This is a genomic window from Streptomyces sp. NBC_01304, from assembly GCF_035975855.1.
Taxonomy (GTDB): Bacteria; Actinomycetota; Actinomycetes; order Streptomycetales; family Streptomycetaceae; genus Streptomyces.
Genome location: NZ_CP109055.1, coordinates 7,351,186 through 7,377,868, shown reverse-complemented (window position 1 = coordinate 7,377,868; position 26,683 = coordinate 7,351,186). Strand labels below are relative to the sequence as shown.

Sequence of the window (26,683 nt, the reverse complement as noted above, 5' to 3'; positions counted from 1 at the left end):
CGCGTTCATGCGCGAACAGTCCGACCCGGAGCACACGTACAACCTCCTGGCCCGCGACGCCGCCGACCAGGTCGAACGGTACGTCCGCCTCGACGGACGTACCGTCGTCGACATCGGCGGCGGAGGCGGCTACTTCACCGAGGAGTTCCGGCGGCGCGGTGCGCAGAGCTATCTCTTCGAGCCGGACGCAAGGGAGTTGGGCAAGGAACCGCCCAAAGGGACGGTCGTCGCCGACGGCTATCTCCTCCCGCTCCAGGACGCCGTCGCGGACGTCGCCTTCTCCTCCAACGTCCTTGAGCACGTGGACGACCCGGGCACCTTCCTCAGCGAAATGGTCCGCGTCACCCGTCCCGGCGGGCTGATCTACGTCTCCTTCACCAACTGGTACTCCCCCTGGGGCGGCCACGAATGGGCGCCCTGGCACTACCTGGGCGCCGAACGGGCCAAGCAGCGCTATCAGCGCCGCACCGGAAAGCCCGCCAAGCACACCCTCGGCGAGAACCTCTACGCCATCCACATCGGGCCCACCCTGCGCCAGGTCAGGGCCCGTGACGACGTCCAAGTCGTCTCGGCCAGATCCCGGTACTGGCCCTTCCTCGCCTCGGCCGTCACCAAGGTGCCGGGCCTGCGCGAGTTCGCCACCTGGAACCTCCTCCTCATCCTCCGGCGGTGTCCATGACCAGCACGGTCCAGACCCCTCAGCTGCCTCCGCAGGCACCTGCTCCCACCTCAGGTGCCCCGCAGGGCCCTCCCGAGGGCCCACGGTCCAGGCGGTGGCTGATCGGGTTCTGGGCCGTGGCGCTCGTCCTGTTCATCGCGGCCGCGCCCGGGAAGATGACGTTCGACACCAAGCTCGGGGTGAACGTCGACCCGTGGAAGTTCCTCAGCGACCTCGGTGAGCTGTGGCACGACCGGGCGGGCTTCGGCGGGATCGCGGACCAGTACATCGGGTACGTCTTCCCGCAGCTCCCCTTCTACGGCATCGCCGATCTGCTGCAGATACCGGTGTGGCTGACGGAGCGGCTGTGGATGTCGCTGATCGTCGCGACCGCGTTCTGGGGTGCGCTGCGGCTCGCGGAGCGGCTGAGCATCGGCTCCGGTTCGTCGCGGCTGCTCGGCGCGGTGGCGTACGCGCTGTGGCCGACGTACACCATCGTCATCGGCTCGACCTCGGCGGCCGCGCTGCCGGGCGCGCTCCTTCCGTGGGTGCTGCTGCCGCTGACGAACGACCGGGTGAGCGCGCGGGTGGCGGCGCTGCGGTCGGCCGTGCTCATCCCCTTCATGGGCGGCGTGAACGCGGCATCAACTCTGGCTTCCCTGCTGCCCATCGGCCTCTATCTGCTGTCGCGTCCGAACGGTCCGCGTAAGCGGAAGCTGATCACCTGGTGGGTGCCGGGCGTCATCCTGGCGACCGCCTGGTGGACCATCCCCCTCGTTCTCCTCGGTCTGTACGGGGAGAACTTCCTGCCGTTCGTGGAGTCGGCGCAGACCACCACGGACACCATGTCCGCCACCGAGACGCTGCGCGGCGCCGGCAACTGGGTGGCCTATCTGAACTTCGGCGACGCCTGGCTGCCCGCCGGCTGGACCGTCGCCACGGCCGTACTGGCCATCGTGTGCTCGGCGTTCGCCGCCGCCTTCGGTCTCGCCGGCCTCGCCAGACGCGACCTGCCCGAGCGCCGCTGGCTGGTGCTCACCGTCGCCTCGGTCGCCCTGCTCACGCTGGCCGGGTACGGCGGCGCGTTCGGCGCGCCCTTCCACGGCACGATCCAGGACTGGCTGGGCGGCGCCCTGGTGCCGTTCCGGAACATCTACAAGTTCCAGACGGGCCTCGCCCTCGCGCTCGCTCTCGGCCTGATGCACCTGGTGGGCATCGCGGTCCAGTCGCGCGGCGCCCGCCCCGTGCGCGGCCGCCGGTACGCACCGCTGATCGCCGCGGTCCTGGTGATCCCCGGGCTCGCGCTGCCCTATCTGAACGGCACGATCCTGCAGTCCGGTGCCTTCAAGAAGCTGCCGAACCACTGGCAGGCGACCGCCGACTGGCTGGAGAAGTACTCCCCCGACTCCCGCGCCCTGGTCGTCCCCGCCACCGCGCACGGCATCTACACCTGGGGCTCCCCCATCGACCAGCCGCTCGACGTGCTCGCCGAGTCGCGCTGGGCACAGCGGGACTACGTGCCCTTCGGCACGCCCGGCAACCGGCGTGCCCTGGACGCCATCGAGCAGGCCCTGATGACAGGCGGCCAAGTGCCGGGCCTGCAGGACTACTTGAGCCGTTCCGGTCTGCACTACGTCGTCGTACGCAACGACCTCGACCCCGACCAGATCGGCTCCGTACCGTCCTCGACCGTCAAGCGGGCTCTGGAGGCCTCCGGGTACACCCGGGTCACCGGCTTCGGGCCGAAGATGACCGGCGGTGTCATCGCCGACGACACCCCGACCCAGATCGAGGGCCTTTATCCGAGGCAGCAGGCCGTCGAGATCTACCAGCCCGGCGAGGACGCCCAGCGCCCCGGTCAGGCCGGGATCCAGCAGGTCGCCAACACGGCCGTGGTCAGCGGCGGCCCCGAGGCGATCCTTCCGCTGTCGGCCGACCCGTCGATGCGCAACCGTCCGGCCGTGCTCGCCGGGGACAACCACCCGGGCCTCGGCCAGCCTCCGCTGTGGGCCGTGGGTGACGGGATGCGCCGGGCGGACACCCGCTTCGGACTGCTCAACTCCAGTACCTCGTACACCTATACGCCCGAGGAACGCAATCACAGCGGCAGCGTCCAGGACCCGGGCGCGAAGCCCAAGCAGATCCTGCCGTCCGAGGGCATCGAGCACCAGACGACCGCGTCGCTGCGCGGCGCCAAGTCGGTGACCGCGTCGTCCAGCGGCAACTGGCTGTTCCACCTGCCGCAGTACGACCCGGTGAACGCCTTCGACAACAACGGCTCCACCGCCTGGGCCGAGGGCACCCCCGGCAAGCCCGAGGGCCAGTGGGTGCGCGTCGACTTCGACGAGAAGAAGGAGATCGACTCTTCGATCTCCCTGACGCCGCTGCCGCAGAACGGGGTGCGGCCCGCGCCGACCCGGGTGAAGGTCGAGACCGACCGGGGCGAGGCGATCAGCCCGCTGCAGCCCAACGGCATGCCGCAGAACGTCAAGGCACCCCGAGGTCCCGCCAGTTGGCTGAAGGTCACCATCCTCGATGTGCAGGAGGCGCGGCCCGGACTGAGCGGGGCCGGCTTCTCCGAGATCACCGTTCCCGATCTCGTGGTGAACCGGCTGCTCGACCTGCCCGCCGACGGCGACGCCGCCGACGGCACCGCGACCACCTACTCGCTGCACCGCAGCGCCGACCCGGGCGGACTCGCCCCGACCTCCGCCGAGGTGGGCCTGCACCGCAAGTTCAAGACGGCCGGCGAGGGAACGTACGAGGTGAAGGCGAGCGCGACCACCGTGCCCGGCGACAAGCTCGACGAGCTCCTCTACAAGGTGGCGCCCGAGCAGGAGCAGCAGATCAGGGCGAGCGCCGACTCGACGGCGCAGCTCGGCCCGAACCTGTCGCCGCGCAACCTCACCGACGGAGACCTGACGACGGCCTGGATCGCGGGCGACTCGGCGGTGATCCACCTCCGCTGGCCCGACAAGCAGCCGGTCGGCGAGATCATCCTCGCGGGCGCGGGCGGTCTGTCGACGCGGCCCGAGGAGATCACGATCCAGTCCCCGGACGGGGCGGCGACGGTGGGCGTCGACAAGAACGGCGCCGCCCGCTTCGAGCCGATCACCACGGACCGGATGGACATCACGGTGACCAAGTCGGCGCCGCTGACCGTCCACAACCCGTTCGCCGATGAGCAGATGCAGCTGCCGATCGGCCTCACCGAGATCTACATCCCGGCGCTCGACAAGTACCGCACGCCGCAGCCGAAGGCGGACGACACCTTCGAGCTGGGCTGCGGCGAGGGCCCGCCGCTCGCGATCGACGGGACGCTGCACGCGACCAAGGCCTCCGGCACGGTCCGCGACCTGACCGAGCGCAGGCCCATCAAGGTGGAGCTGTGCGCCGGGGCCGCCTCCGACGGCAGCGTGTCGCTCGGCGCGGGCGACCACACGGTGGAGGCCGACGACAAGGGTCCCCTCGCCCTCACGGACATCTCCCTCACGCGGGGTTCCGTGAGTGAAGCGGCCGCCGACACAAGGAAGTTGACCGTACGCGACTGGGAGGGCGACCGGCGCGAACTGGCGGTCGACGCCGGTCCGGCCTCGTACGTGTCGACGTACGAGAACTACAACGACGGCTGGAAGGCCACCCTCAACGGCAAGACCCTGCAGAAGGTCCGCCTCGACGGCTGGCAGCAGGGCTGGCTCGTTCCCGAGGGGCAGGCCGGCACGATCAAGCTGGAGTACGAGCCCGCCCGGGTGTACGAGGGCGGCATCATCGGCGGCGGCATCGCGGTGCTCGTCCTGGTGGGGCTGCTGTTCTACCGGCGCAACGAGGAGAATTCCGACGGGCCTTCGCCCGTGCCGCCGTCTCCGGGGCTGATCCTCGGCACGGTCGTGCTCACGCTGATCGGCATCGTGATCGCGGGACCGTTCGCGCTGCTCGTGCCCGCTCTCGCGCTGCTCGCCTGGTGGAAGCACGCGCTGCTCGTGCCGATCGCGTTCGTGGCGATGGCGGGCGCGGGGATCGCGGCGGCGACCGGGGCCGGGCAGGCGGTCTCCTCGGACGAGGGTGCCTTCGGTCCTGCGGCCCAACTGCTCGCCCTGATCGCGCTGTTCGCGGCGCTGGCGACGGTACGCGAGGAGCGTGCGCCCGAGCCCGCGGTGGGCCCGCACGCGCCGATGTACGGCCCCGCCCCGCAGGTGCCCGGCGCGCCTCCCGGCCCTTCCGCACCGCTCGGGCCGTACGCGCCCGGCGGTCCCGGCGGGGCTCCCGGCGCACCTGGCGGGACTCCCGGCGGGTCCACGGCGACCTTGCCGGTCACGCCGCGCCCCGACGCCGACCCGCCGACCGCGCCCCTGCCACGCCGTGAGCGGGGCACCAACCCCGGTCCGGGTCAGGACGGTTCGACGCCGCCGCTGGGCACGGCCCCGCGCGCCGGTGAACCGGAGTCGGGCCCGACGGTCTCGGCACGGGGGCCCGCCAGCGCGCAGCCGGAGCCGTCGACGACACGGCTCTCGCCGCGCAAGCGGCCGAAGTTCAGGCCCACGCCCCCGGAGTCGACGGGCGGGGCGGGGGAAGGAGACCAGGCATGACGGCACTGCAACACCCGGGCCCGGACACGGGATCCGCGGGGCCGGGCCCGGCCGGGGCGGCCCCGCACCCCCGCGTCCCCTTCCCCGTCGTCGACGAGGTCGCCCGGCACTGCCTCCAGGAGGAGGAGCCGGAAACCGTCCACATAGAAGTGCACCTGCCCGGCCGTCCGGACCCGGACCGGCTCACGGCCGCCTTCGTCGAGGCACTGAAGCGGCACCCCCGCATCCTGATGCGGGAGGCGCCGGGGCCCTGGTACCGGCGCCGCTACGAGTGGGAGCTGACGCCGGGGCCCGAGGTGGAGGTCGTCACCTTCCCCGAACCGGGGCCGGACGCGCTCAAGCTCGCGCGGCAGCGGGCGCTCGCCGACGCGCCCCCGCTGTCGGCGTCCCCGCCCATCCGGCTGGAAATGGTGGACGACCCCGAAGTGCCGGGCGGGGCCGTGCTGTTCCTCGTCATCAACCACACCGCCCTGGACGGGCCCGCCTGTCTGCGGGTCCTGGCGACCGCCGCCGAGCTGTACGGCGGGCAGGACAACTCCCCCGTGGCGCCACCCGTGCGCGCCGCGTCCGGGGACGGCCCGGCGGCCGAGCCGGTGGACATGCCGGGCGGCTGGGCCACGCCCGCGCACGTCGCGCCCGGCCTGCCCGAGCACTCGCCCGGCAACGGCATGCTGATCGCCGAACTCCCGGTGCCGAAGCGGCCGAAGGGGGCCGCGTACACCGTCAACGACCAGCTGATGGTCGCGACCGCCCTGATGATCGCGCACTGGAACCGCGAGCACGGCAAGGGCGCACGCCCGATGCGGATCACCATGCCCGTGGACGACCGCACGCGCGACGCCGACATGCCCATCGGGAACGGCACCCGGCTCGTGGAAGTACCTTTCGCCGCCGACGAGTTGGTGACCGGTGAGCTGGACGGCGACGAGATGTCCGCCGACCGGGTCCGCGATCTGCTCTGCCGCACCGCCGAGCGCACCCGCGCCCTGAAGGCCCTGAGCCGCCCCCAGTTGGGGCGCGGCGCGAACCTGCTGACCGCACCGGTGGTCCCCGTGTCCTGGCGAGCCGCCCTGACCAGGGGCCTGCGGCGGGCCGCCGGCCCGTGGACGTCCACGACCCTGCTCAGCAACATCGGCCGCATCCCGTACGCCCTCGACTTCGGCGACGCGGGCCGCGCGCACGCCGTCTGGTTCTCGGCACCCGCCCGGGTCCCGCGCGGCCTCACCGTGACCACCGCGTCCACCGCGGGCCGCCTCCACCTCGCCCTGCGCTGGTCCAAGTCGCTGCTCAGCCAGGGCGACGGCACCCACCTGCGGGACCTGTTCGAGCACTACATGCACGCGACGGAGCTCCCGGCCCCCGAGCCCGACCCGACCTCCGGTCCGACGACGAGCGAGGGCGGCGACGTATGACCACCACGACCTCCACGACGCGCACCCGGCCCCCCGGGCTGCGCGACTTCTACGAGGACCCGGCCGTCCCCGTCGCCTCCGGCGACGCCCGCAGCCTGCGCCAGGCCCGGATGCTCGCCGACGCCCTCGGCCCGGCCACCGCGGCGCCCGGTGTCGTCCTCGACATCGGCTGCGGCGACGGCACCGCGGCCCGGGCGGCCGCACCCCTGCTCGCGGGCCACCGGGTGATCGGCGTCGACTGGTCGCAGGACGCGCTCAAGCGCGCCCAGTCCCACATGTCGTACGTCGTGCGCGGTGAACTGTCCGACGGCGGGCTGCCGTTGGCCGACGCGAGCGCCGACGCCGTCCTGTTCAGCGAGGTCATCGAGCATCTCGTCGACCCGGACAGCGCCCTCGACGAACTGCGCCGGATCCTGAAGCCGGGAGGCCATCTGATGCTGTCGACCCCCAATCTGGCCGCCTGGTACAACCGTGCCCTGCTGCTCGCGGGCGTCCAGCCGGTGTTCTCCGAGGTGAGCCTGCGCGGCATCCACGGCCGGCCGGGCAAGGAGGTCGTGGGCCATCTGCGGCTCTACACCGCGCGGGCGCTGCGCGAGTTCCTGACCGCCTCGGGCTTCGAGGTGGTTCGCGTCGCCGGAGCGCCCTTCCACGGAGTGCCCCGGGTGCTCCGCCCCCTGGACAGACTCGCCTGCGCACGACCAAGTGCCGCCTCGATCCTGCTCGTTCACGCCCGCAGGACCTAGCGTGTGGTGGGGGGTGGCCTCTGCGCTGCTGGCCAACACGCTGTACAGCATCGGCTTCGTACTGGAAAAGAGGGCTCTGGGGAAGCTGCCTTCGCTCTCCACGCGACAGCCGTTCGTCCTCCTTCGTCATGTCCTGGGCAGCCCGCTGTGGATCGGCGGATCGCTGGCCCTCGCGGCGGGCTTCGGGGCGCAGCTCGCGGTGTACCGGACGCTGCCGATCGCGGCGGCCCAGGGCATCTTCGTGTCCGGCCTGGTGCTCCTCGTCCTCCTGTCGTCGGTCCTGCTCGGCGAACAGACGTCGGGGCGTGAGCGGTACGCGATCGGGGCGATCCTCGCCGCGCTGCTCATGGTCGTCCTCTCCCTGAAGGAGGGCGCCGACCAGGTCAGCAAGCACGCCCCGGTGCAGCTGGTGCTGCTGATCTGCGTGCCGTCGCTGGCTGCGGGCCTGTGGCTGTACGCGGCCGCCGAACGCCGGGCCAAACGCCAGCACCGGATGCCGACGAACGGAGTCGAGTACGGGGTGGCGGTGGGCCTGCTGTACGGGGTGAGCTCGCTGGCCATCAAGGGGGTGTCGAGCTATCTGACGACCTCGGGACTGGCCGGAGCCGCCCGAGGGCTCCTCTCCTCCCCCTATCCGTACCTGCTCCTCTTCACCTTCCCGTTCGGCCTGATCATGTCGCAGGCGGCGCTGCAACGGTCCCGGGCCTCACTGATCGTGCCGGTGTGCACGACGGTTACGTGTCTGTTCACCGCGGTACTCGGGACACTCGCGTTCGGCGAACCGCTGCCGGACGAACCGGTGCGGCTCGCGCTGCGCATCGCGGGGACGGCCCTTGCGGTGTCGGTGCTGCTCGCGCTGCCACGCCACGACGAGCCGGCCGCCCCCGCGTCTCCTGAGCCTCCTGCCCTCCCCCCACCTCCGGACAGCCCCAGGGAGTTGACCAGCACCGAATCACAAATCCTGCGTGAATCCGGCTTGAACCCCGAAGGAGCTGACCAGCCTTGAACTCCGACGACCCGCTGCTGAAAATCCTCGCGTGCCCCCTCGACAAGGGCCCGCTGCACCTCCTCACCCCGGAGGACACGCTCTACAACCCCCGCCTTCGCCGCCGCTACCCGATCATCGACGGCATCCCGCAACTCCTCCCCGCCTCCGGCGAGCAGGTGTCCGACGACGAGCACGAGAGTCTCCTCAAGCGAATCGAGGCGGGCGAGGCCAGCGAGGTGACGTGACATGACCGTCGCCGCACGCATCGGCCCGCTGCTTCCCGCCCGACTGGTCGGATCCCTGGCCCAGTTCGTCTATCCCCGCTTCGAACCGGAGCTCGCCCATCTCGCCGACTTCTGCCCGGCCGGCTGCGACACGGCGGTCGACGTCGGCGGCTGGTTCGGGCCCTGGTCACACCGGCTCGCGCGGCGGGCCCGGCGGGTGGTCGCGGTCGAGCCGGTGCCGCACCTGGCCCACACTCTTGAGTCGACCACGCCGTCCAACGTCGACGTCGTCCAGGCCGCGGCCTCGGACCGGCGGGGCACTGCCCGGCTGTGGCTGCCGCAGGGGGATCGGGGCGAGCGGGGAGTGTCGTCGCTGGTACGCCGCGACATTCATGCCCGGGCGGTGGATGTGCCCTGTCTGACGCTGGACGGGCTCGGGTTGCGCGAGGTCGACTTCATCAAGATCGATGTGGATGGGAACGAGTTGGCGGTGCTCAGAGGCGCCGAGTCCCTCCTCGACCGGGACCGCCCGGCGCTCATCGTCGAGTTGGAGGCGCGCATCCAGCCGATGGGGCCGGTGGTGTCGCTGCTCGCGTCGCACGGGTATCGGGGGTGGGTGCTGCCCGAGCGGTCGTGGGTGCCGCTCGACGACTTCGACCTGGCCGGTCATCAGGCGCGTAGAGAGTACGTCGTCCGACGCGGGCTGCTGCGTCGGGTGCTGCCCTTCCGTGGGCCTCGGTATGTGAACTCCGTGCTGTTCCTGCCGGACGGTCGGCAGCCTGGGTGAGTTCTCCATTCCCCTCCCCGCCCCTTCCCGAAAGTCCTCAAGCGCCGGACGGGCTGATGAATCAGCCCGTCCGGCGCTTGAGGACAGAGGCCGAAGGCCGATCTGGGGGCTAGGGGCGCAGCCCCAGGCTGCGCAGCATTTCGGGAAGGGGCGGGGAGGGGAAGAATCACCACATGGCCCACACCAGCACCCCGTTCACACCCCACGACTTCCAGCTGGTCCTCCTGCGCCGCATGGCAGACCACAACCCCGACCTCGTGGAAGACGCCCGACGCCGGCTAGGCACAAGCGTCGCCGACATGCGCGAGGCCAACCGCCGCTGGCAGGCCATGACCCGCTCACCCCGCGGCCGGGGCGCGGCCTCGCGGTACCGGCAGGTCCTGGGCCCGCCCGAGCAGACCCTGACCCGGAAGATCGGCGACCTGGAGTGCGAGGCGCAGCTCTGGCCCGTCCCGCTCTGGCCGGACCTCCGGTTCGAGATCCTGCTCGCCCCGACCGGCGCCGTATGGAACGAGTGGCTGATCCGCACCCCGGGCACCGCGGGCCCGACCCTCACCGGCCTCGACGACCTGACCCCTTGGTCCGCCACGGTCGATGAGGTGGCCCGCGCCTTCCCGCCGGCCCAGCCCCTGGAGGGCACGGCCCCCACCCGCTGGCGCCTGCTGTTCACCGCACCGGAGACAGCCGACGGGCAACGGCGGCGCTGCGTGGCCGAGTTCACCTGGGGACTGTTGCAGAGGCTGTCGTTCCCGGACCACTGATCACATACGCGGGACGCACCGGATATCTGATCGCGTACATACGACCAACCGGATACGGTCCGCGCCATGACCACCACCCCACCGGCGGCAGCCCCCCGCACCCCCGTGACCGCCGACGACGTCAAGCACGCCGTCCGACTGGCCCTCGCCACCCTCCGCAAGGCCCCCGCCGATGCCTGGCAGGGCAAGGCCGGGACGCTGGAGTGGACCTGCTGGGACACCGTCGAGCACCTGGCCGACGACCTCTTCTCGTACGCCTCCCGGTTCGGCCTCGAGTCCCCGCCCCAGGAGCGCGAGGTGCCCTTCCTCTGGGAGGCCCGCACCCCGGGCGGCCCCGCCAACGCCGTGCACGCCGACCCCGCGGCCGGCCCCGACGGGCTGCTCCAAGTCCTGGAGGCGTGCGGTGCGTTCCTCGTGGCGCTGGTCCGTCTGACCCCGCCGGAGGTCAGGTCGTACCACGTGTTCGGCCACTCGGACCCCGAGGGCTTCGCCGCGATGGGCGTCGTGGAGACCCTGGTGCACACCCACGACGTGGCCGAGGGCCTCGGCCTGGACTGGGAGCCGCCCGCGGACCTGTGCGCCCGCACCCTGGCCCGGCTCTTCCCGGACGCCCCGACCGACACCGGCCCGTGGCCCACACTGCTCTGGGCCACGGGCCGCGCGGAACTGCCGGGCCGGCCGCGCCTCACCAAGTGGCGCTGGTACGGCGAGCCGAGGGCCGACTAGGGCCTGTCCGGCGGATCTTCGCGGACTAGCCCGCGGCGTCTGGTGCGTGCTCTCGGCGTGCGCCCGGATCGCCCTCGTACTGGACGTACTTGGGTGATTCGGGCGTGCGGCGAGAGTGCGTGCCAGGCGTCGTGGGCCCGCGAAGATCCGCCGGACAGGCCCTAGCCGGTCAGTGCGGGCACTCCTTCCAGGCGATGTGGTAGATCGTGCTGATGTCGCCGTCGGTGGAGTCCATGGTCATGAAGCTGGTCTTGGCCGGGTCGGAGGTTCCCGCGTCGACCCGCAGTTCCGTGTTGATGTTGAAGTTGCGCTGAACTCCACAGGGTGCCCAGACCAGTTGGGCCCAGTCGGTCGAGTCGGTGGCCTGCCAGTTGTCGTTGAGCGGGCCGGTGAACGGATGCGAGATGGATGCCGTGCTGGGCGAGCCCTGGAAGTAGTACGAGGCCTTCTCGGTGCTCTTCGCCCCGGCCTGCAGCGAGGCATAGCCGCGGTAGTCGGCGCTGGCGATCGCGTAGGTGAAGCCCTGCGGGACGTGTACGACCAGGTTGAGCTGGCAGTTCTTGCGGAAGGCGGTCGGGCCCGAAGCGCCTCCCGTCTGGGCGAGGTAGTCGCTGTAGGTCACTGTGAAGGCCGTGTTGTCCTCGGACACGGCGACGGCGGCGGTGCCCTGCGGACAGCCGGATCCGTTGACCGTGGCGACCTCGATCACGATCTTGTCCGGCGGCGGGTCGAGGATCACGGAGGTGCCGGGGGTGGCGGCTTGCGCGGGGAGCGCGGAGGCGAACAGCGCGACCATCGCGCCGCTCACGAGAAGTCCACGAGACATGGTCGGTCCCATCCGGTACGTCGGGGAAGTGGGGGGTGCACCGTGCCGATGAAGGAGCTTGCGTGGGATCGATCGGATGGTATGGACCAGCCCGGAGGGCGCCTAGGTCGTTCTCCGGCCATTCCTGTGACGGAAGGGCCGTTACGTTGCGGGCGGCGCGAAAGTGACGCCCGTGGCACGTACAGCCAAGACCCCTTCTCCGTAAGCCTCATACGTGATCCACTGACGCTCGCGCTCCGATCCGCGCACCCTTGCCGCCCCTCACCAGGAGTCGACTTGCCCCTCCGCATCACCGCCCTCACCGACCCCGAACGCTCCCCCTCCGGCCACCGCCTGGCCTGGCTGGCGAGCGACGGCGACGGCTCACCCCTCGGGTCGGCCTATGTGCGGATGTTCGCCAGGGAAGGGCAGGAACACCTGGCCGAACTGCAGCTGAACGTCCATCCGGCCGAGCGGCGCAAGGGAGTTGGCGCGGCACTGCTCGCGCCCGCGGTGGCCGCCGTACGGGAGGCCGGTAAGCGGTCCCTCGTCGCGCAGGCCGACGCCGGTACGCCCGGCGACCGCTTCCTCGCCGCGAACGGCTTCCGCCAGGTGCTCGCGCTGACGTACGCCCGGCTGCCGTTGGCCGAGGCCGACCTGACCGCCGTCACGGGCCTCGTCGAACTACCGCACCCCGGCTACCGGTTGGCCTCCTGGCGCGGCACCGTGCCGGACGAGCTCGCCCGGACCTTCGCCGACTCCCGTCGCGCCATGGACGACATGCCGATGGACGACACCGACTACGGCGTCATGACCTGGGACGTCGAGCGATGCCTGGCCGCCGCGAAGGCCATCGCGGACCGCGGGGAACTGCTCACCACGGTGGTGGCGATGGACGAGTCGGACGGCACGATCGCCGGGTTCACCGAGCTCGTCGTCCCCGGCGACGGCAAGGGCGACGGTCTGCACTACGGCACCGGCGTGCTGCCCGAGCACCGCGGGCACGGCCTCGGCAGCTGGATGAAGGCCGAGTCGATCCGCCGGGCCCGCGAGGAGCACCCGGGCCTCGGCGGCCTGATCACGGACACGGCCGACAACAACACCCACATGCGCGCCATCAACGACAGCCTCGGCTACGTACCGACGCACAAGGCGCTGGAGTACCAGCTCGATCTCTGAGTACGCGTACGGGCGGGGCCTGTCCTCAAGTCCCGCCCGTACCCGCCTGGTTCGAGCGTCAGCGGACGAAGGCCCGCACGCCCTGCGACACCCCGTCGTCGCCCAGCAGATCGTTGTGCTTGAGGCACCCGGCCGCGTTGTTCGTCGCGCCGGAGAGCGGCACGCTGCTGTCGGGGTTGATGACCTCGTCGCAGTTGGACCACCAGGTCGCGTACGCCACGTCGCCCGGCGTCTCGTCGCCCTCCGCGAGCCCGTCCTGGACGTAGCTGCCCGGCGTCATGTCCTTGCACGCCTGCGACCAGAGCGCACAGGCCCAGGCGGTGCTGGTGCCGTGGTTGGGGCCGGCCAGGGAGACCCAGTGCGCGACCTTGGACGTGCCGCCGCCGTGCTTGACGTACCAGCGGGTGACGAGGCTCCCGAAGGAGTGCGCGACGACGTCGACCTTCGCGGCGCCGGTCTGGGCGCGGACCTGCTCCACATAGGCGGCGAAGCGCCCGGACAGCGTCTCGTTCACGGACTGGCTGGTGTCGTAGCCCCAGGAGAACAGCTCGGCGTCGGTGTACCCGTCCGCCTTGAAGTCGTCCCGCAGCGAACCCCAGACGCCGGGGTCGGCGTTGTAGCCGTGCACGAAGATGACCGGGGTGTGGGCCGCCTTCACCTGAGGCCGCGCCTGCGACGGTGCGGCCTGGGCCGTGGTCAGCGGCATCAGCAGGGCGGCGGTGGCAGCCGCGACGGCCAGGGGTGCGGATATTTTGCGCAGCACGAATTCCCCCTCGGGTTAGAGGACTTGTGAGGGCCTACGAGGACTTGTTACGCGCGAGTAGTCCTGAGAATGGTGGGGCCTGCGCGAGTGAATGAACAGCCCTGTGCAGCGATGGAGTTACCGCGGGATACCCCGTTCCCGTCGGCTGCCTGCATGGCTACCGTGCATGGCTACCGTGCCGCTGCAGTGCGGCTCGTCCTCGTGATGCCAGGGTTTGGGTAGAGCCAATCGACAGCAGCGTGACGATGCGAGGAGTACGTAGCGTGAGTTCTGCCCCGCCAGCCCCCTTTCCGGCCCTCTTCCCGGCCCTTGCCGCGGACCCCGGCCGCCCCGCCCTGCGCTTCGGCGAGCGGTCGCTGACATACGGCGAACTGGCCGCTGCGGCCGGGGCGTTGGTGCCCGAACTCTCCGGGGCCGGCATCTCCGGCGCCGGCGGCCGGGTCGCCGTATGGGCCACGCCCACCCTGGAGACCGCCGTCGGCGTGGTGGCCGCGCTGCTCGCCGGGGTGCCCGTGGTGCCGCTGAACCCGAAGGTCGGCGAGCGGGAGCTGGCGCACATCCTCGGCGACAGCGCACCGAAGGCCGTGCTCGCCGGGCCGGGCGAGCAACTTCCCGCGGCGCTGGACGCGTTGGCGCGTACGGACGTCGAAGTGACCCCGGGAACGGGCGCCCCGGACCGCCCGGTCGCGCTGCCCGCCGAGCCCGACCCGGAGTCCCCCGCCCTGATCGTCTACACCTCCGGCACCACCGGCCCGCCCAAGGGCGCGGTCCTCCCCCGCCGTGCCGTCGCCGCGAGCCTGGACGCGCTGGAGGACGCCTGGCAGTGGACGGCGGACGACGTGCTGGTGCACGGGCTGCCGCTGTTCCATGTGCACGGCCTGATCCTCGGGATTCTGGGCCCGTTGCGGCGGGGCGGATCGGTGCGGCACCTCGGGCGGTTCTCCACGGACGGGGTGGCGCGTGAGCTGGCCGACGGGGCGACGATGCTGTTCGGGGTGCCGACGATGTACCACCGCATCGCCGAGTCCGTGGCGGACGATGCCGGCCTGGCCAAGGCGCTGTCCGGGGCCCGGCTCCTTGTCTCCGGGTCCGCCGCACTGCCCGTGCACGACCACCAACGGATCGCGGCGGCCGCCGGTTGCCGGGTGATCGAGCGGTACGGCATGACGGAAACGCTCATGAACACCAGTGTCCGCGCCGACGGCGAGCCGCGGGCGGGCACCGTCGGCGTGCCCCTCGCCGGGGTCGAGCTGCGGCTGGTGGAGGAGTCGGGTGAGCCGTGCCCGGACGATCCGGAGGCGGTGGGCGAGATCCAGGTGCGCGGCCCCAACCTCTTCAGCGGCTATCTGAACCGGCCCGACGCCGACGCCGCCGCCTTCACGGAGGACGGCTGGTTCCGTACGGGCGACATGGCGGTACGCGACCCCGACGGCTATGTCCGCATCGTCGGCCGCAAGGCCACCGACCTCATCAAGAGCGGCGGCTACAAGATCGGGGCGGGTGAGATCGAGAACGCGCTGCTGGAACACCCGGGCGTGCGCGAGGCCGCGGTCACCGGGGAGCCGGACCCGGACCTGGGCGAGCGGATCGTGGCATGGATCGTCCCGACCGACCCCGAACAGCCGCCGGGCGAGGCCGAGTTGGCCGACCACGTGGCGGCCCAGCTCGCGCCGCACAAACGTCCCCGAGTGGTGCGGTACCTGGCGGAGCTGCCCCGCAACGACATGGGGAAGATCATGAAGCGGGCGCTCGATGCCTGAACGCACGACCGCCCGCACGACCGCCCGCGGGGCCGTCGCGGCCGTGGCGGACGAGGGCTCCTTCACCGAGCTGCCCCCGCCGCCCACCGACCGCGCGGGCAAGCCCAACGGCCCGCTGGACTGGCAGGGTTACGCCGACTCGCGGGCCCGCGCCACGGAACGTACCGGCGAGACCGAATCCGTCGTCTGCGGAACGGCGGCTGTCGGCGGGCGCGAAGTCGCCCTTCTCTCCTTCGAGTTCGGTTTCCTCGGCGGGTCCCTCGGCGAGCGCACGGGCGACCGGATCGAGGCCGCGTACACGCATGCGCGCGAGCACCGCCTGCCGGTCGTGTCGCTGATCGCGACGGGCGGCAGCCGCATGCAGGAGGGCATGCTCGCATTGACCCAACTACAGCGCGTGGCAAGGCAGTCGGCACTCACCCGTGCGGCCGGGCTTGCCCAGCTGGCCGTGGTGCGGGATCCCACGACGGGTGGCGGCTGGGCCACGCTCGGGGCCGGGGCCGATGTAGTGCTCGCGCTGCCGGGGGCGCAGGTCGGCTTCGCGGGGTCGCGGGTGCGGCCGCCGGACGCGGATCCGGCGGCGTACACGGCGCAGGGGCAGTTGGCGGCGGGGGCGGTCGACGAGGTCGTACGCCCCGAGGAGCTGGCGGGGCGGCTCGCCCTGTGGCTGCGCCTGCTCTCCGCAGAAGCCCCGCATGCGCCGACCGCGGCCGATCCGCCCCGCGCCCTCGGCCGGACCGACCTGCCGGCGACCGGCTGGGACGCGGTGGAGCGTGCCCGATCCGCGCAACGCCCTCGCGCCGGGGCCTACTTGGACGCGTACTTCACCGAGCGCCTCGCGATCAGCGGCGACCGCTGCGGCGGCACCGACCCGGGGATGCTGTGCGGGTTCGGGCTGCACGAGGGGCGCCCGGTCGCCTTCGCCGCGCAGGCCGGGACGGCGACGCGGCCCGCCGGATACCGCACCGCCGCCCGCCTGGTCCGCCTCGCGGAACACCTGCGCATCCCCGTGCTCACCCTGGTCGACACCCCTGGCGCGGCGAACGACGCGGAGGCGGAGCGGGCCGGGGCCGGGGCGGCCATCGCCGACCTCTTCGCCGCGGTCGCCGCGGCGACGGTGCCGTTGACCACGCTCGTGATCGGCGAGGGCGGCTCGGGCGGGGCGCTCGCGCTGGCCGCGCCCGGCAACACCTGGGTCACGCCGGACAGTTACTTCTCCGTCATCGCACCCGAGCTCGCCGCGGCCATCCTCAAACGCCCGGCGGACCAAGTCCGTTCACTGGCCGACGAGTTGCGGCTCAGACCTCAGGACCTGGCCGAACTCGCCCTCGTACAAGGGACTGTGACGCGGTGACAGATGAGCAACGCACACCAACCGAACCGAACAGGGGCGCAGTTGTTCCCGCGAACAGGTGATCGTTGCCGCTGAGATTGCTTTAGTCCTATGTGACCAACGATGCTTACGGTGCGCAAGCAACGGGCTGCAGACCGTGATTGCCGTACGTCCCATACGAGCAATACGTGCGTGTGTCACCGCACGCATGCGAACCGTAGAACCAAGGAGAACGCACCACATGAACTTCCTCACCGACCTCCTCGCCGGCGTCTTCCACTTCGTTGGCTGGCTGGTCTGATCGAAGTCCCGCAGCGGCGCCGTCTCCCCTCGTCCCAAGGGGAGACGGCGCCGTCGCGTTGTGGCCGTGAATCGCCTTCCGCGCGACCGCCTGGGCATCACGTCAGCAGCCGTGACCGCCACCTCCTAAGGACCTGCCTCGGACCGAACGATCTCGGCCCACACCGTCTTGAGCGGGGCAGGCCCCAGCTCCGTCCCCCAGCGCGTGGCCAACGCCTCGACCAGGAGCAGGCCGCGGCCCGACTCGGCGCAGCCGTCGGCGTGTTGGGCGGGGCGACGGGGCGAGAGGTCCGCGCGGGTGTCGGAGACCTCGATACGGAGCGTGTTCGGAGGGGTGAGCCTCAGCGTGAGACGGAAGCTCCGGCCCGGGACGCGGCCGTGCAGGGCAGCGTTGTTGGCGAGTTCAGCTACGACCTGTTCAGCGTTTTCGAAGTCGCATGCCCACTTGGCGAGTTGCTCGACCGTGAGTCGACGGGCGAGGCGGGCACCTCGGGGCGTCACCGAGAGCAGGATCGTGAACTGAGTGCTGGCGATTTCTTGATTCACGTCACTCAGCGTGGCGGCGCGTGCGTCACTTGTTGAGCGTTGCGGGCTGCGCGTATCCGTTTGTCTCGCCGTTGTCTCGGCTTGTCTCGCCTGTCCGGCGTGCCGACGGGGTACGGGTGCGCGTTGAGGTTGGGCAGCAAGCCGGAGGTGCGCGATGACCGTCGACGACAGCGTGGACGAACCTGGTTGGGATGTCGATCCGGAGGACGAGATCAGTGCGGTGGTCGAGTACACCGGACATCTCCTCAAGCGCCGGCGGGAGACGGTCGGGATGAGCGTGCCGCAGTTCGCGCATGCCGCCGGATACAGCGAGGACCAGATCCGCAAGATTGAACGCGGTGCTCGCATTCCGCGAACGGAGTTCCTGGACAAGGCGGATGAGGTATTGCGGGCCGGTGGGTTCATCTCGGCGATGAAGCCGGAGATGGAGCAAGCTCGGTACCCGAAGAAGGTTCGGGATCTGGCGAAGCTGGAAGAGCAGGCGACCCAGCTCGAGTCGTACGGAAACCACAATCTGCACGGCCTGTTGCAGACGAGGGAGTACGCCAAGGCGCTGTTCGAGCTGCGGCAGCCCGCGCTCTCCGAGGACAAGGTCGAGCGGGAGGTAGCGGGCCGCCTGGCGCGACACTCCATCTTCGAGCGGGACCCCGCGCCGGCGCTGAGCTTCGTCTTGGAAGAGGTGACACTGCGGCGCCCCATCGGCAGCACAATGGTGATGCAGCGGCAGCTTGAACACCTTCTGGAGGTAGCCCAGTTGCGCAATGTCACCATCCAGGTGATGCCAACTGCTCACGGTGGCCACGCCGGAATGGACGGGAAGATTCAGGTGCTGAGGTTCAGAGACGGTACGGCCGTCGGACAGTCCGAAGGGGCATTCGCCAGTCGGCTCGTCTCCGACCCGAAGGAGCTCCAGATCCTTGAGCTGCGCTATGGCATGATCCGAGCCCAGGCTCTCACGCCACGGGAGTCGCTGGCTTTTACCGAGCAAGTGCTGGGAGAGACATGAGCGACGGCGCCGAACTGGACTGGTTCAAGAGCAGCTACAGCGACAGTAGCGAACCCGGCGACTGCGTAGAGGTAGCCACAGCCACCACCCACATCCACGTCCGCGACTCCAAGCGCACCTCAGGCCCCCAGCTGACCTTCGACGCCACGTCCTGGGCCGACTTCGTCACCTACGCCGCGAAGGCCTGACGCACTCCGGCCGCGAGCCCTCGATTCGCCGAGCTCACTGCTCAACTGCCTGATTGCGTGGCTGGTGTGGGTGGGTGGTTGCGCGGAACTCCGTCTCTTTCGTCGCTGGCTGCGGGTGCTCTGTGGCTGGCTTTCTCCAACTGATGTCAGTACGGGGCCACGGGGGAGAGTGCCGGTGTTGGAGGGTGGGGGCAAGGCAAAGAGACAAAGACCGCAGCGAGAGAAGGGGGTGGAGGGGGAGCGGGCGGAGGGCGGGGTCTGGAGGCTTAGTGGGGGAAAGGGGGCCCAAAAGCGCCCCTTTTGTACTGGTTCTGTTGCCCCTTTTCCCCCACCAAGCCCCAGCCAGCCCTCCGGGCCCCCGCCAGCCCCCTCCTCCCCTTCCCTCGCTGCGGTCTTTGTCTTTGCCCTGCCCCCGCCTCTTCGGTTGCCGGGACTTCTCCCCCTGGGCCCCGTACTGACATCAGTTGGGGAAAGCCAGCCAAAAGAGCACCCGCAGCCAGCAACGAAACAGACGGAGGTCCGCGCAACCACCCACCCCCACCAGCCACGCAATCCAGCTTTTCGCCCCTACCTCCCCCCACCAGAGCCTGCCGGCAACCGCACCCGAACCCCGTAGAGCCGGGTGATCTGCTGAGCCAGCTCGTTGTCATCGCTGACCAGCAACACCCGAAGCCCCCGCCCGGCCCCACCGCCACTACCACTACCACTACCGCCGCCACTGCCACGGCCACCGCCACGACCACCACCCACGACCGCCATCCCCTCGATGTTGTCGATCAACGGGTTGTTCCCCGGCGGGAGTTGGGACGGTGCCCCCAGCGAAGGGCAGGCGTTCAGGTCCGCGAGCAGCGTCTTGCGGGCCACGCGCACCGAGCCGTCCCCGGCCAGCCGCTCGACACCCGATACGTCCGAAGCTCCGCGCAGGTCGGCGACGTACAGCTTCGCGCTGAGGAGGAAGTCCGGGGTGAACCCGCGTTCCAGGACGAGCAGCCGCCCGTCCCCCGTGGGTGCGAGCTCCACCAGGCCCTTGCCCGGGTCGACCGCGTACGCGTACTGCGGTCCGAGCCTGAACTCACCCCGCCCGTACGACCGTTGCCAGGTCTGGACGCGCTGCAGCGTACGGCCCGCCGCATCCACCCCGTCGTCGGCGAGCGGCCCCTCCATCCCCGCGACCAGGCGCCGCCCGTGCGAGAGCCAGGTGAGGCTCTCGAAGGTCTGGTTGGTGCGGGCCCGCCCGGCCGGGGCGACCCGGAGCGCGTCCGGGACGGGGAGGCGGCCGAGGATCTCGCCGTGGGGGCCGATGCGGCGTATGGACGGTTCGACCTCCGACGTCACGAGGTGACTGCCGTCCCGGTCCACGACCAGCCCCTCGGAGTCCAGGGCCTTCCCCGCCTCGTCGGCGAGCGGGAAGTACCCGGTGGCCCGGGCGTGCGGCACCGGACCTCTCGCCACGTCCAGCGTGAAGAGGGCCGAGCGGTCGGAGACCGCGGCGACCGACCCGTCGTGCCGGACGGCGAGCGCGGAAAGGCCCCCGACCAGCCGCCCGTCGCCCGTCCGGGCCTTGTTCAGCGAGTCGGAGTACCCGGCGACGGACACGTACGGCGAACAGGCGCCCGGCGCCCGGGGCGCGGCCTCGGCGGCTCCCGGGACCACGGCGGCGAGCAGAGAAGCAGCTACGACGGCGACGCGCAGACGCATGGCGGACCCTCCAGTGGCAGGCAGGCAACCCGAGGAGTGTCGTATGCCCAACTGGCAGAGATGTGAAGGGAGTTGGACGACTGCGCGAAAGGGGAGCCGCACAACCCGGCTACGCGAACTCCGTCGGATCGGGGCTGCGGATCGACCCGAGCACCTGACGGACCCCGGCGCTGACGGACTCGACGGCGAAGCCCGCCCGGTACTGCCGCTCGAAGCGCGCGGACCCGAGCGCCGCGCGGGTCTGTTCCTCGCACAGCCGCCGGTGCTCGACCATCTCCGGGGCGCCCAGGTGGGGCGTGCCGAGGATGCCCCAGGCCTTGTCGCCGAGCCCGAGCAGCCCGGCCGCCAGCCCGGCCCGCCCGGCGCCGACGGCGGCGCGGGCCATCGAGTCCAGGGTGACGGCGGTGCCGTAGAGGTCGTCCAGGAGCGACTTGGCCTCCAGGGCCGTACGCAGCGAGGTGAGCGCCTCGCCATGGCGGCCCTGGACGATGCTCAGATTGCCCAGGACGAAATCGCCGTACGCACCCGCCCAGATCTCGCCGATGGCACCGGACAGATCCTTGAGCCGCTGCACCTTGGCACGGACCTCGGCGGCCTCGCCGCGCATCATGTGCGCATAGCTCCACGACGCCAGGCTCACGAGTTTGACCAGGTCCGGGCCCGTGCGCGCGGCACCCTCGTGGGCCTGCGCGTACTTGGGGAGCGCGCCAGCCGTATCACCTTGCAGGGTCAGCGCCCCCGCCTGCACGTACAGCGAGCCCGCCGCCGCCATCTCGTCGTCGACGCGCTCGGCGAGGTCCTGCCCGCCCACAGCCAGCTGCAGGGCATCGTCGAGATCGCCCTGCCCCATGGCGAGCAGCCCGCACGACCAAAGGGCTCTGGCCCGCCCGCCCTCATAGGTGGGATCCAGCGCGAGGGCCGCCTCCGTGTAGTGCCGGCCCTCGCGGAGGTGGCCGCAGCAGAACCAGAAGAAGAGCAGGTCGCCGGCCATGTCGAGGGACGCGCCCACCGACGTGTCCAGGCAGGTGTCCATGGCGGCACGCAGATTGGGCAGTTCCACGGTCATCCGCGCGCACCAGGCCGGCTGGTCGGGGCCGATCCACTCCTCGTACCCGCTCATCGCCAGGTGGCGGTAGTAGTCGCGGTGGCGCAGCCGCAGCCGGCGGGCCTCGCCGATCCGCTCCAGCCATTCGGCGCCGTACTCACGGATGGTGTCGAGCATCCGGTAGCGGCGGGCGCCCGCGACGCCCTCGCGCAGCACGATGGACTTGGCGATCAGGGAGTTCAGTACGTCGGTGAGGTCGAAGCCGAACAGCGGGTCGCCGGTGCACACGAAATCGACGGCGAGTATGTCGAAGCTGCCGGGGAACACCGCGAGCCGGGCCCAGAGCAGCCGCTCCTCGCTGGTGCACCACTCGTGGCTCCAGCCGATGGTGGTACGCAGCCCCGCATGGCGGGAACGCGTGGCGAGCTGCCCGGTGTCGTCGAGGTGGTCGGGTGCGCTCGGCTCGTCGAAGCCGTCGGGCGACAGCACGGACATCCTGCGGGCGAGGTGCCCGATGAAGAGGTCGGCCGGCATGGTCCGCAGCGGGGCTGCGGCCAGTTCGAGGGCCAGCGGGATGCCGTCTAACAGGGCGCAGACCTGGGCGAGTTCATGGTTGCTGTGCCGTCTGAGGGTCCCGGCGGCCGAGGCCTCCTGGATGCGGGCGCGGAGCATCGTGATCGCGTCGCCGCCGAGGGCGGTCTCCATCGGGCCGATGGTCAGGACGCGCTCACCGGGGACGTCGAGGGCCTGTCTGCTGGTCACGAGGATGCGCAGGCCGGGCGCGGCGTCGAGCAGCAGCCGGGCGAGGCGGCCGCACTCCTCGACGAGGTGTTCGCAGGTGTCCAGGACGAGCAGCAGCTCGCGGCCGCGCAGATAGTCGACGAGTACGTCGAGCAGCGGGCGGGACGTCTGGTCGGCGGCCCCGAGGGCGCGGGACACGGCCTGCGCCACGTGGCGGCCGTGCAGGACGGCCGACAGCTCGACCAGCCAGGCGCCGTCCGCGAGTTGACCGGTGAGTGCGGCGGCGGCGCGGAGCGCTATGCGGGTCTTGCCGACACCGCCGGGCCCGGTGAGGGTGACGAACCGGTCCTCGGCGAACAGGGCGGAGACATCGCGCAGTTCGGCGGCCCGCCCGATGAACGGGGTCGCCTCGTCCGGCAGATTGCCACGCTCCCGCACTTGCCCACGACCTGGCACGGGACCCTCCCACTGGTTCCGTTGCTTCCATTATCCGCGCAGCGGAGCCCTTGGCTCCCCTCGTGCGGGCAACTCCGTCATGACCGCCACGACTGTCACGACCGCCACGGAATCGGCCCGGCACGGGGCACACCCACATCAGTGGAGTGCCGCCGTACCGGGCCGAACCGGCGGTCGTACGAGGCTACTTGACCCCGACCGCCCTGATGATCTCCTGCTTCACGGAACCGCCCTGGTCATCCTTGGCGGAGGCCCGCAGCGAGATGAAGTCGGCGCTCGCCGGGACCTTCAGCGTGCCCTTCCAGGACGTGCCCGACCCGCCGAGCCGGACGGAGGTCCAGTTCTTGCCGTCGTCGTACGACACCTCCAGGGTCCCGCCCGTGATCTTTCCGGTGCCCTCCGCGCCCTTGACGTACTCGGCGAAGATCCCGACCGGCAGGCGCTGCCCGCCCCGGACGTTGCCCGTGAGGTCGGTGTCGACGTCGAAGCCGAGGTTCAGCAGGGGCAGGAAGGTGTAGCGGTCCTCGGGGGTCTCGGACGACTTGAAGGTCCACTCGGAGTGGCCCTTCGTGGACAGGCGCCAGCGCTCGGGGTCGCTGGTCGTGTCCGTGACGACCTTGAAGTCCTGCTCCTCGGACGTGACGCCGTCCTCGTCGCCCCAGGCGTAGGCGCCCGAGCTCATCTTGCGGTCGACCTGGACCCCGTCGACGTACACCTCGGTGAACTGCGTGAGCCCAGACTCGCTGTCCCAGACGTCGCCGAAGCCCGTGTGGTCGGGGCCGGAGTCGCCCCAACCCGGCGTGTTGAACTGCAGGTTGTTGCCGTAGCGCTGCTGGCCCCAGCCGAGCCCGGTGCCGAGCCACGGGTGCAGGACGGGCTTGAACCAGTTGAGTTCGGTGCGGCTGCCGCCCTTGTACGGCACGGTGCCGGAGCGCTCCTCGATCACGCCCGGGCCGTTGGTGACCGACTGGTGCCAGAGCTGGCCGGGGCCGGTGGACACGTAGTCGGTGCGCTCGCGCGGGTAGGCGATCTTCTCGGGGAAGCCGATGCCGACCGGGAAGGTGTCGGTGATGGAGTAGCGGAACTCGCCGCCCGGTGCGGGCTTGGTGGCGTGGAACTTGCTGTCCAGGACGGCCAGTTCGCGCTTGCCCGGCTCGAAGGTCAGGTCGCGGTTCGGGATCGCGCCCTTGTGGCCCTCGGACAGGTCGTAGACGTACGGGGTGTACTGGGTGCCTTCGAGTTCCAGCTTGCGGCCGTCGCGGGCGGCGGCGATCAGCCTGGCCCCGTCCGCGGCGTTGACGGTGCCGATGTGCAGCGGCCGGTCCTCGTACCCCTCGGTGCCGAACCAGTCCATCAGCCGCCCGGGGGTCTCATCCGTGACGAACAGCGCCTTGGCGCCCGCGTCCTGCGCGGCCTGCCCCAGCTGCCAGGCCTCGGCCGTGCCGTCGGCCTTGACGACAACTGCCTTGCCCTTGACGTCCTTTCCTTCGTACGCGGCCGGGGTGCCGTTGCCCGCGTTCACGACGGGCAGCTTCAGCCCGCCGTTCAGGATGGTGCCGCCGCCCTGCACGGTGACCCCTTCGAGCCGCCGGCCCGCCGCCTCGACGGACAGGAGCGGCTTGCCCAGGCGCCACACGGTCCGGTACTCGAAGTCGCCCGTGGACGGCTTACGGGTGGGTGCCGCGAAGATGGAGTCGAAGGTCAGCGGGACCTGGACGGTGCCGCCGATGCCGGTGCCCGCGCCGGTCTGGCTGTACTCCATGAGCAGCTGGCGGGTCTCGGTGCGCTTGTCGACGTCGGCCTTGACCTCGCGCAACTTGCGCCCGTCCAGGGTGATTTCACGGTCCCGGTCGAGCTTGACCTCGGGCTCGGCGAGGAAGCCGATGCCGAGGGAGTCCTTGCCGTGGCTGCCGCGTACGTCGACGAAGGAGCTGAGCGAGTACGTGCCGGGCTTCAGGCGCAGCTTCAGGGTGCCGGAGTCGCCGACCTCCTCCTGGTACGGCTCCGAGCCCTCGGCCAGCTTGAGGATGTTCAGCAGGGACTTGGCCCCGGCCCCGTCGCGGTCCTTGACGTTGACCGTGAGGGTGTACCGCTCGTCCTCCTTGACCAGGCCGAACGCGGTGTGCGCGACCGTCGCGTCGCCGGCCTTGGCGGTGATGTGCCCGCCGAGGTTGCCGACCGGGGCCTTGGCGCCGTCGCCGGTGACGGTGGTCTGCGCGGTGCCGTGCGCGGGGACGGTGAGCTTGGCGTCGGCGAGGGTGACGGCACCCTCCGGGGCGCCCTCGGCGGCGAGGGTCAACTCCACTGCCTGGTCGGAGGAGTTGGTGTAGGTGACGGTCTTCGTCACCGGCTTGTTGTCCTCGTACGGCCAGCTGTAGTAGCCGAAGTCGACGCTGCCCGTCGCGGTGACCTTCGCGTCGATCGCGTCGGGCACGGAGACGCGGCCCGCGCCGAGGTCGTACGGCGAGTCGGTGAGCGTCTTGGACGTCGACATCAGCCCGTCCTTGAGCTGCTGCGCCGTCCAGTCCGGGTGCTTCTCGGCGAGCAGGGCGGCGACGCCCGCGATGTGCGGCGTCGCCATCGACGTACCGCTCATGTCGGTGTAGAAGCCCTCACCGGCGACGAGTTGGGAGCGGGCCGCGACGATGCCGACGCCGGGGGCGGACAGGTCGGGCTTGAGGGCGTAGTCGCCGCGGCGGGGGCCCTTGCTGGTGAAGTACGCGGCCTGGTCGGTGGAGTCGACCGCGCCGACGGTCAGCGCGGAGTCGGCGGCACCGGGCGAGCCGATGGAGCCGGGCGTGCCCGAGTTGCCCGCCGCGATCACGAAGAGCGCGCCGGTGTCCTTGGTGAGCGTGTTGACGGCCTGCGCCATCGGGTCGGTGCCGTCGCTCGGCTCGCGCGAACCGAGGCTCATGGACACGACCTTGGCGTCGACGTCCTTCGCGGCCCACTCCATGCCCGCGATGATCTGCGAGTCGTAGCCCTCGCCGTTGTTGGCGAGGACCTTGCCGATGGCGAGCTCGGCGCCCGGCGCGACCCCCTTCTCCTTGCCGTCGCTCGCCGCGCCGGAGCCACCGACGGTGGAGCTGACGTGGGTGCCGTGCCCCTGCTTGTCGGCGACTTCCTCGCCCTCGATGAAGGACTTGGACTGGCTCACCCGGTCCTTGAGGTCGGGGTGGGTGAGGTCCGCGCCGGTGTCGAGGACGGCGACCTTGACGCCCTTGCCGGTGAGCCCGGCCTCCCACGCCTTGGGGGTGCCGATCTGGGCGTTGGACTCGGCCATGTCGGCCTCGACGCGGCCGTCGAGCCAGATCTTGGCGATCCCCTCGTCGAAGGTCCGGGTGCGGGCCCCGTCCTCGGTGACCGTGCGCCACAGCTCGGCGTTCTTCTCCGCCTCGACCGCCGTGCCGTTGATGCTCGGCAGGGAGCGGACCTTGTCGCTGCCCTCGGGGGTCGCGGCGCTCCGCGCCGCCTTGCCGTACGTGACGATGAGCGGGAGCCCGTCCGCCTTGTGGCCCTTGGCGTCCGCGAGCCCCTGACGTATCAGCTCGCTCACGTTGAAGAGCCGCTTGTCGAGCTTGCCGGAGGCCAGATACGGACGCGCCTCGTCCGGTACGACGCTGATGTTGGCGCCGTCCTTCGACGTCTGGGTCCGCACCGCGCCGGTGGCGCCCTTGGGCCGCTCGACCGCCACGGACTTCTTGCCGTCGCCGAGTTCGGTGACCGTGACCTTGTCGCCGGTGATGAGCGTGACGGTCTGCGCGGCGCGGGCCACGGCGGTCGCCTTCGCCGGCGCGTCCGCCGGGGCCTGGGCCGCGTCCGGCCCGGCCATGGCCTGGCCGGCCGGGAGCAGTGCGAGCGCGAGCGTGGCCGTCAGCAGCCTGGCTCTGCGCCGCGCGGGTGCTCTGGTCATCGTTGGGTGCCCTCTCCCTCGACGGTCCCGGGCCGGGGGTGGGGCCCGAGTGCTGGGAAGAGTGT

20 protein-coding genes are annotated in these 26,683 nt (G+C 71.2%); 14 read left to right on the top strand and 6 right to left on the bottom strand.

Going from position 1 to position 26,683, the window contains the following annotated elements:
* The first annotated feature begins 7 nt into the window (after window positions 1-7).
* The 9 genes from OG430_RS32640 to OG430_RS32605 all read left to right on the top strand — a co-directional run bounded on the left by OG430_RS32640 (window position 8) and on the right by OG430_RS32605 (window position 10,885).
* Window positions 8-679, top strand: a complete 672-nt coding sequence (locus tag OG430_RS32640) for a class I SAM-dependent methyltransferase (RefSeq protein ID WP_327359322.1) — start codon at window positions 8-10, stop codon at window positions 677-679.
* The gene (locus OG430_RS32635; RefSeq protein WP_327359321.1) at window positions 676-5,244 is read left to right on the top strand and encodes an alpha-(1->3)-arabinofuranosyltransferase; all 4,569 of its coding nucleotides are present in this window, start codon (window positions 676-678) and stop codon (window positions 5,242-5,244) included. The genes OG430_RS32640 and OG430_RS32635 overlap by 4 nt, the downstream gene beginning before the upstream one ends.
* Window positions 5,241-6,656, top strand: a complete 1,416-nt coding sequence (locus tag OG430_RS32630) for a condensation protein (protein WP_327356224.1) — start codon at window positions 5,241-5,243, stop codon at window positions 6,654-6,656. Before OG430_RS32635 ends, OG430_RS32630 begins: the two co-directional genes overlap by 4 nt.
* Window positions 6,653-7,399 (top strand): class I SAM-dependent methyltransferase, encoded by a 747-nt coding sequence (locus tag OG430_RS32625; protein ID WP_327356223.1) that lies wholly within the window; start codon window positions 6,653-6,655, stop codon window positions 7,397-7,399. The genes OG430_RS32630 and OG430_RS32625 overlap by 4 nt, the downstream gene beginning before the upstream one ends.
* 13 nt (window positions 7,400-7,412) lie before the next feature.
* Window positions 7,413-8,405 carry a hypothetical protein gene (locus OG430_RS32620; protein ID WP_327356222.1) on the top strand — a complete coding sequence of 331 codons (993 nt, stop codon included), beginning with the start codon at window positions 7,413-7,415 and terminating at the stop codon, window positions 8,403-8,405.
* On the top strand, window positions 8,402-8,632 hold the full coding sequence (locus OG430_RS49520) for a Trm112 family protein (protein ID WP_442816595.1): 231 nt from the start codon (window positions 8,402-8,404) through the stop codon (window positions 8,630-8,632). Before OG430_RS32620 ends, OG430_RS49520 begins: the two co-directional genes overlap by 4 nt.
* Window position 8,633: 1 nt before the next feature.
* Window positions 8,634-9,398 (top strand): FkbM family methyltransferase, encoded by a 765-nt coding sequence (locus tag OG430_RS32615; RefSeq protein WP_327356221.1) that lies wholly within the window; start codon window positions 8,634-8,636, stop codon window positions 9,396-9,398.
* 173 nt (window positions 9,399-9,571) lie between these two features.
* Entirely contained in the window at window positions 9,572-10,159 is a 588-nt protein-coding gene (locus tag OG430_RS32610; protein ID WP_327356220.1) for a hypothetical protein, read from the top strand.
* A gap of 66 nt (window positions 10,160-10,225) precedes the next feature.
* On the top strand, window positions 10,226-10,885 hold the full coding sequence (locus OG430_RS32605; RefSeq protein WP_327356219.1) for a maleylpyruvate isomerase N-terminal domain-containing protein: 660 nt from the start codon (window positions 10,226-10,228) through the stop codon (window positions 10,883-10,885).
* Window positions 10,886-11,054: 169 nt separating this feature from the next.
* On the opposite strand, the gene OG430_RS32600 is transcribed toward OG430_RS32605, so the two are convergent.
* Complete coding sequence (locus OG430_RS32600) at window positions 11,055-11,711, bottom strand: DUF4360 domain-containing protein (protein ID WP_327356218.1); 657 nt, start codon at window positions 11,709-11,711, stop codon at window positions 11,055-11,057.
* 276 nt (window positions 11,712-11,987) lie between these two features.
* Between OG430_RS32600 and OG430_RS32595 the strand changes: the two genes are divergently transcribed.
* On the top strand, window positions 11,988-12,869 hold the full coding sequence (locus tag OG430_RS32595) for a GNAT family N-acetyltransferase (RefSeq protein WP_327356217.1): 882 nt from the start codon (window positions 11,988-11,990) through the stop codon (window positions 12,867-12,869).
* A gap of 58 nt (window positions 12,870-12,927) precedes the next feature.
* Here the strand turns inward: OG430_RS32595 and OG430_RS32590 are convergent, their stop codons facing one another.
* On the bottom strand, window positions 12,928-13,632 hold the full coding sequence (locus OG430_RS32590; RefSeq protein WP_327356216.1) for an esterase/lipase family protein: 705 nt from the start codon (window positions 13,630-13,632) through the stop codon (window positions 12,928-12,930).
* Between the two features lie 263 nt (window positions 13,633-13,895).
* Here OG430_RS32590 and OG430_RS32585 point away from each other — a divergent pair, with 263 nt between their 5' ends.
* Both OG430_RS32585 and OG430_RS32580 read left to right on the top strand, forming a co-directional pair.
* On the top strand, window positions 13,896-15,392 hold the full coding sequence (locus OG430_RS32585; RefSeq protein ID WP_327356215.1) for an acyl-CoA synthetase: 1,497 nt from the start codon (window positions 13,896-13,898) through the stop codon (window positions 15,390-15,392).
* Window positions 15,385-16,746 (top strand): carboxyl transferase domain-containing protein, encoded by a 1,362-nt coding sequence (locus OG430_RS32580; RefSeq protein ID WP_327356214.1) that lies wholly within the window; start codon window positions 15,385-15,387, stop codon window positions 16,744-16,746. The genes OG430_RS32585 and OG430_RS32580 overlap by 8 nt, the downstream gene beginning before the upstream one ends.
* 405 nt (window positions 16,747-17,151) lie before the next feature.
* On the opposite strand, the gene OG430_RS32575 is transcribed toward OG430_RS32580, so the two are convergent.
* Window positions 17,152-17,571: an ATP-binding protein gene (locus OG430_RS32575; RefSeq protein ID WP_327356213.1), complete on the bottom strand. Its 420-nt coding sequence runs from the start codon at window positions 17,569-17,571 to the stop codon at window positions 17,152-17,154.
* 154 nt (window positions 17,572-17,725) lie between these two features.
* Here OG430_RS32575 and OG430_RS32570 point away from each other — a divergent pair, with 154 nt between their 5' ends.
* Both OG430_RS32570 and OG430_RS32565 read left to right on the top strand, forming a co-directional pair.
* Window positions 17,726-18,577, top strand: coding sequence for a helix-turn-helix domain-containing protein (locus OG430_RS32570; protein ID WP_327356212.1), 852 nt, complete (start codon window positions 17,726-17,728; stop codon window positions 18,575-18,577).
* Entirely contained in the window at window positions 18,574-18,765 is a 192-nt protein-coding gene (locus OG430_RS32565; RefSeq protein ID WP_327356211.1) for a DUF397 domain-containing protein, read from the top strand. Before OG430_RS32570 ends, OG430_RS32565 begins: the two co-directional genes overlap by 4 nt.
* Before the next feature lie 567 nt (window positions 18,766-19,332).
* Here the strand turns inward: OG430_RS32565 and OG430_RS32560 are convergent.
* The 3 genes from OG430_RS32560 to OG430_RS32550 form a co-directional block, all read right to left on the bottom strand.
* Complete coding sequence (locus OG430_RS32560) at window positions 19,333-20,463, bottom strand: esterase-like activity of phytase family protein (RefSeq protein WP_327356210.1); 1,131 nt, start codon at window positions 20,461-20,463, stop codon at window positions 19,333-19,335.
* A 109-nt stretch (window positions 20,464-20,572) separates the two neighbouring features.
* Window positions 20,573-22,705 carry an ATP-binding protein gene (locus tag OG430_RS32555; RefSeq protein WP_327356209.1) on the bottom strand — a complete coding sequence of 711 codons (2,133 nt, stop codon included), beginning with the start codon at window positions 22,703-22,705 and terminating at the stop codon, window positions 20,573-20,575.
* Between the two features lie 184 nt (window positions 22,706-22,889).
* Entirely contained in the window at window positions 22,890-26,618 is a 3,729-nt protein-coding gene (locus OG430_RS32550; RefSeq protein WP_327356208.1) for a S8 family serine peptidase, read from the bottom strand.
* Between the last annotated feature and the right edge of the window lie 65 nt (window positions 26,619-26,683).

Coding starts and splice junctions, on each gene's coding strand:
- OG430_RS32640 (WP_327359322.1), top strand. CDS start 8: ATGCGCGAACAGTCCGACCCGGAGCACACGTACAACCTCCTGGCCCGC.
- OG430_RS32635 (WP_327359321.1), top strand. CDS start 676: ATGACCAGCACGGTCCAGACCCCTCAGCTGCCTCCGCAGGCACCTGCT.
- OG430_RS32630 (WP_327356224.1), top strand. CDS start 5,241: ATGACGGCACTGCAACACCCGGGCCCGGACACGGGATCCGCGGGGCCG.
- OG430_RS32625 (WP_327356223.1), top strand. CDS start 6,653: ATGACCACCACGACCTCCACGACGCGCACCCGGCCCCCCGGGCTGCGC.
- OG430_RS32615 (WP_327356221.1), top strand. CDS start 8,634: ATGACCGTCGCCGCACGCATCGGCCCGCTGCTTCCCGCCCGACTGGTC.
- OG430_RS32610 (WP_327356220.1), top strand. CDS start 9,572: ATGGCCCACACCAGCACCCCGTTCACACCCCACGACTTCCAGCTGGTC.
- OG430_RS32605 (WP_327356219.1), top strand. CDS start 10,226: ATGACCACCACCCCACCGGCGGCAGCCCCCCGCACCCCCGTGACCGCC.
- OG430_RS32600 (WP_327356218.1), bottom strand. CDS start 11,711: ATGTCTCGTGGACTTCTCGTGAGCGGCGCGATGGTCGCGCTGTTCGCC.
- OG430_RS32580 (WP_327356214.1), top strand. CDS start 15,385: ATGCCTGAACGCACGACCGCCCGCACGACCGCCCGCGGGGCCGTCGCG.
- OG430_RS32570 (WP_327356212.1), top strand. CDS start 17,726: ATGACCGTCGACGACAGCGTGGACGAACCTGGTTGGGATGTCGATCCG.
- OG430_RS32565 (WP_327356211.1), top strand. CDS start 18,574: ATGAGCGACGGCGCCGAACTGGACTGGTTCAAGAGCAGCTACAGCGAC.
- OG430_RS32560 (WP_327356210.1), bottom strand. CDS start 20,463: ATGCGTCTGCGCGTCGCCGTCGTAGCTGCTTCTCTGCTCGCCGCCGTG.
- OG430_RS32550 (WP_327356208.1), bottom strand. CDS start 26,618: ATGACCAGAGCACCCGCGCGGCGCAGAGCCAGGCTGCTGACGGCCACG.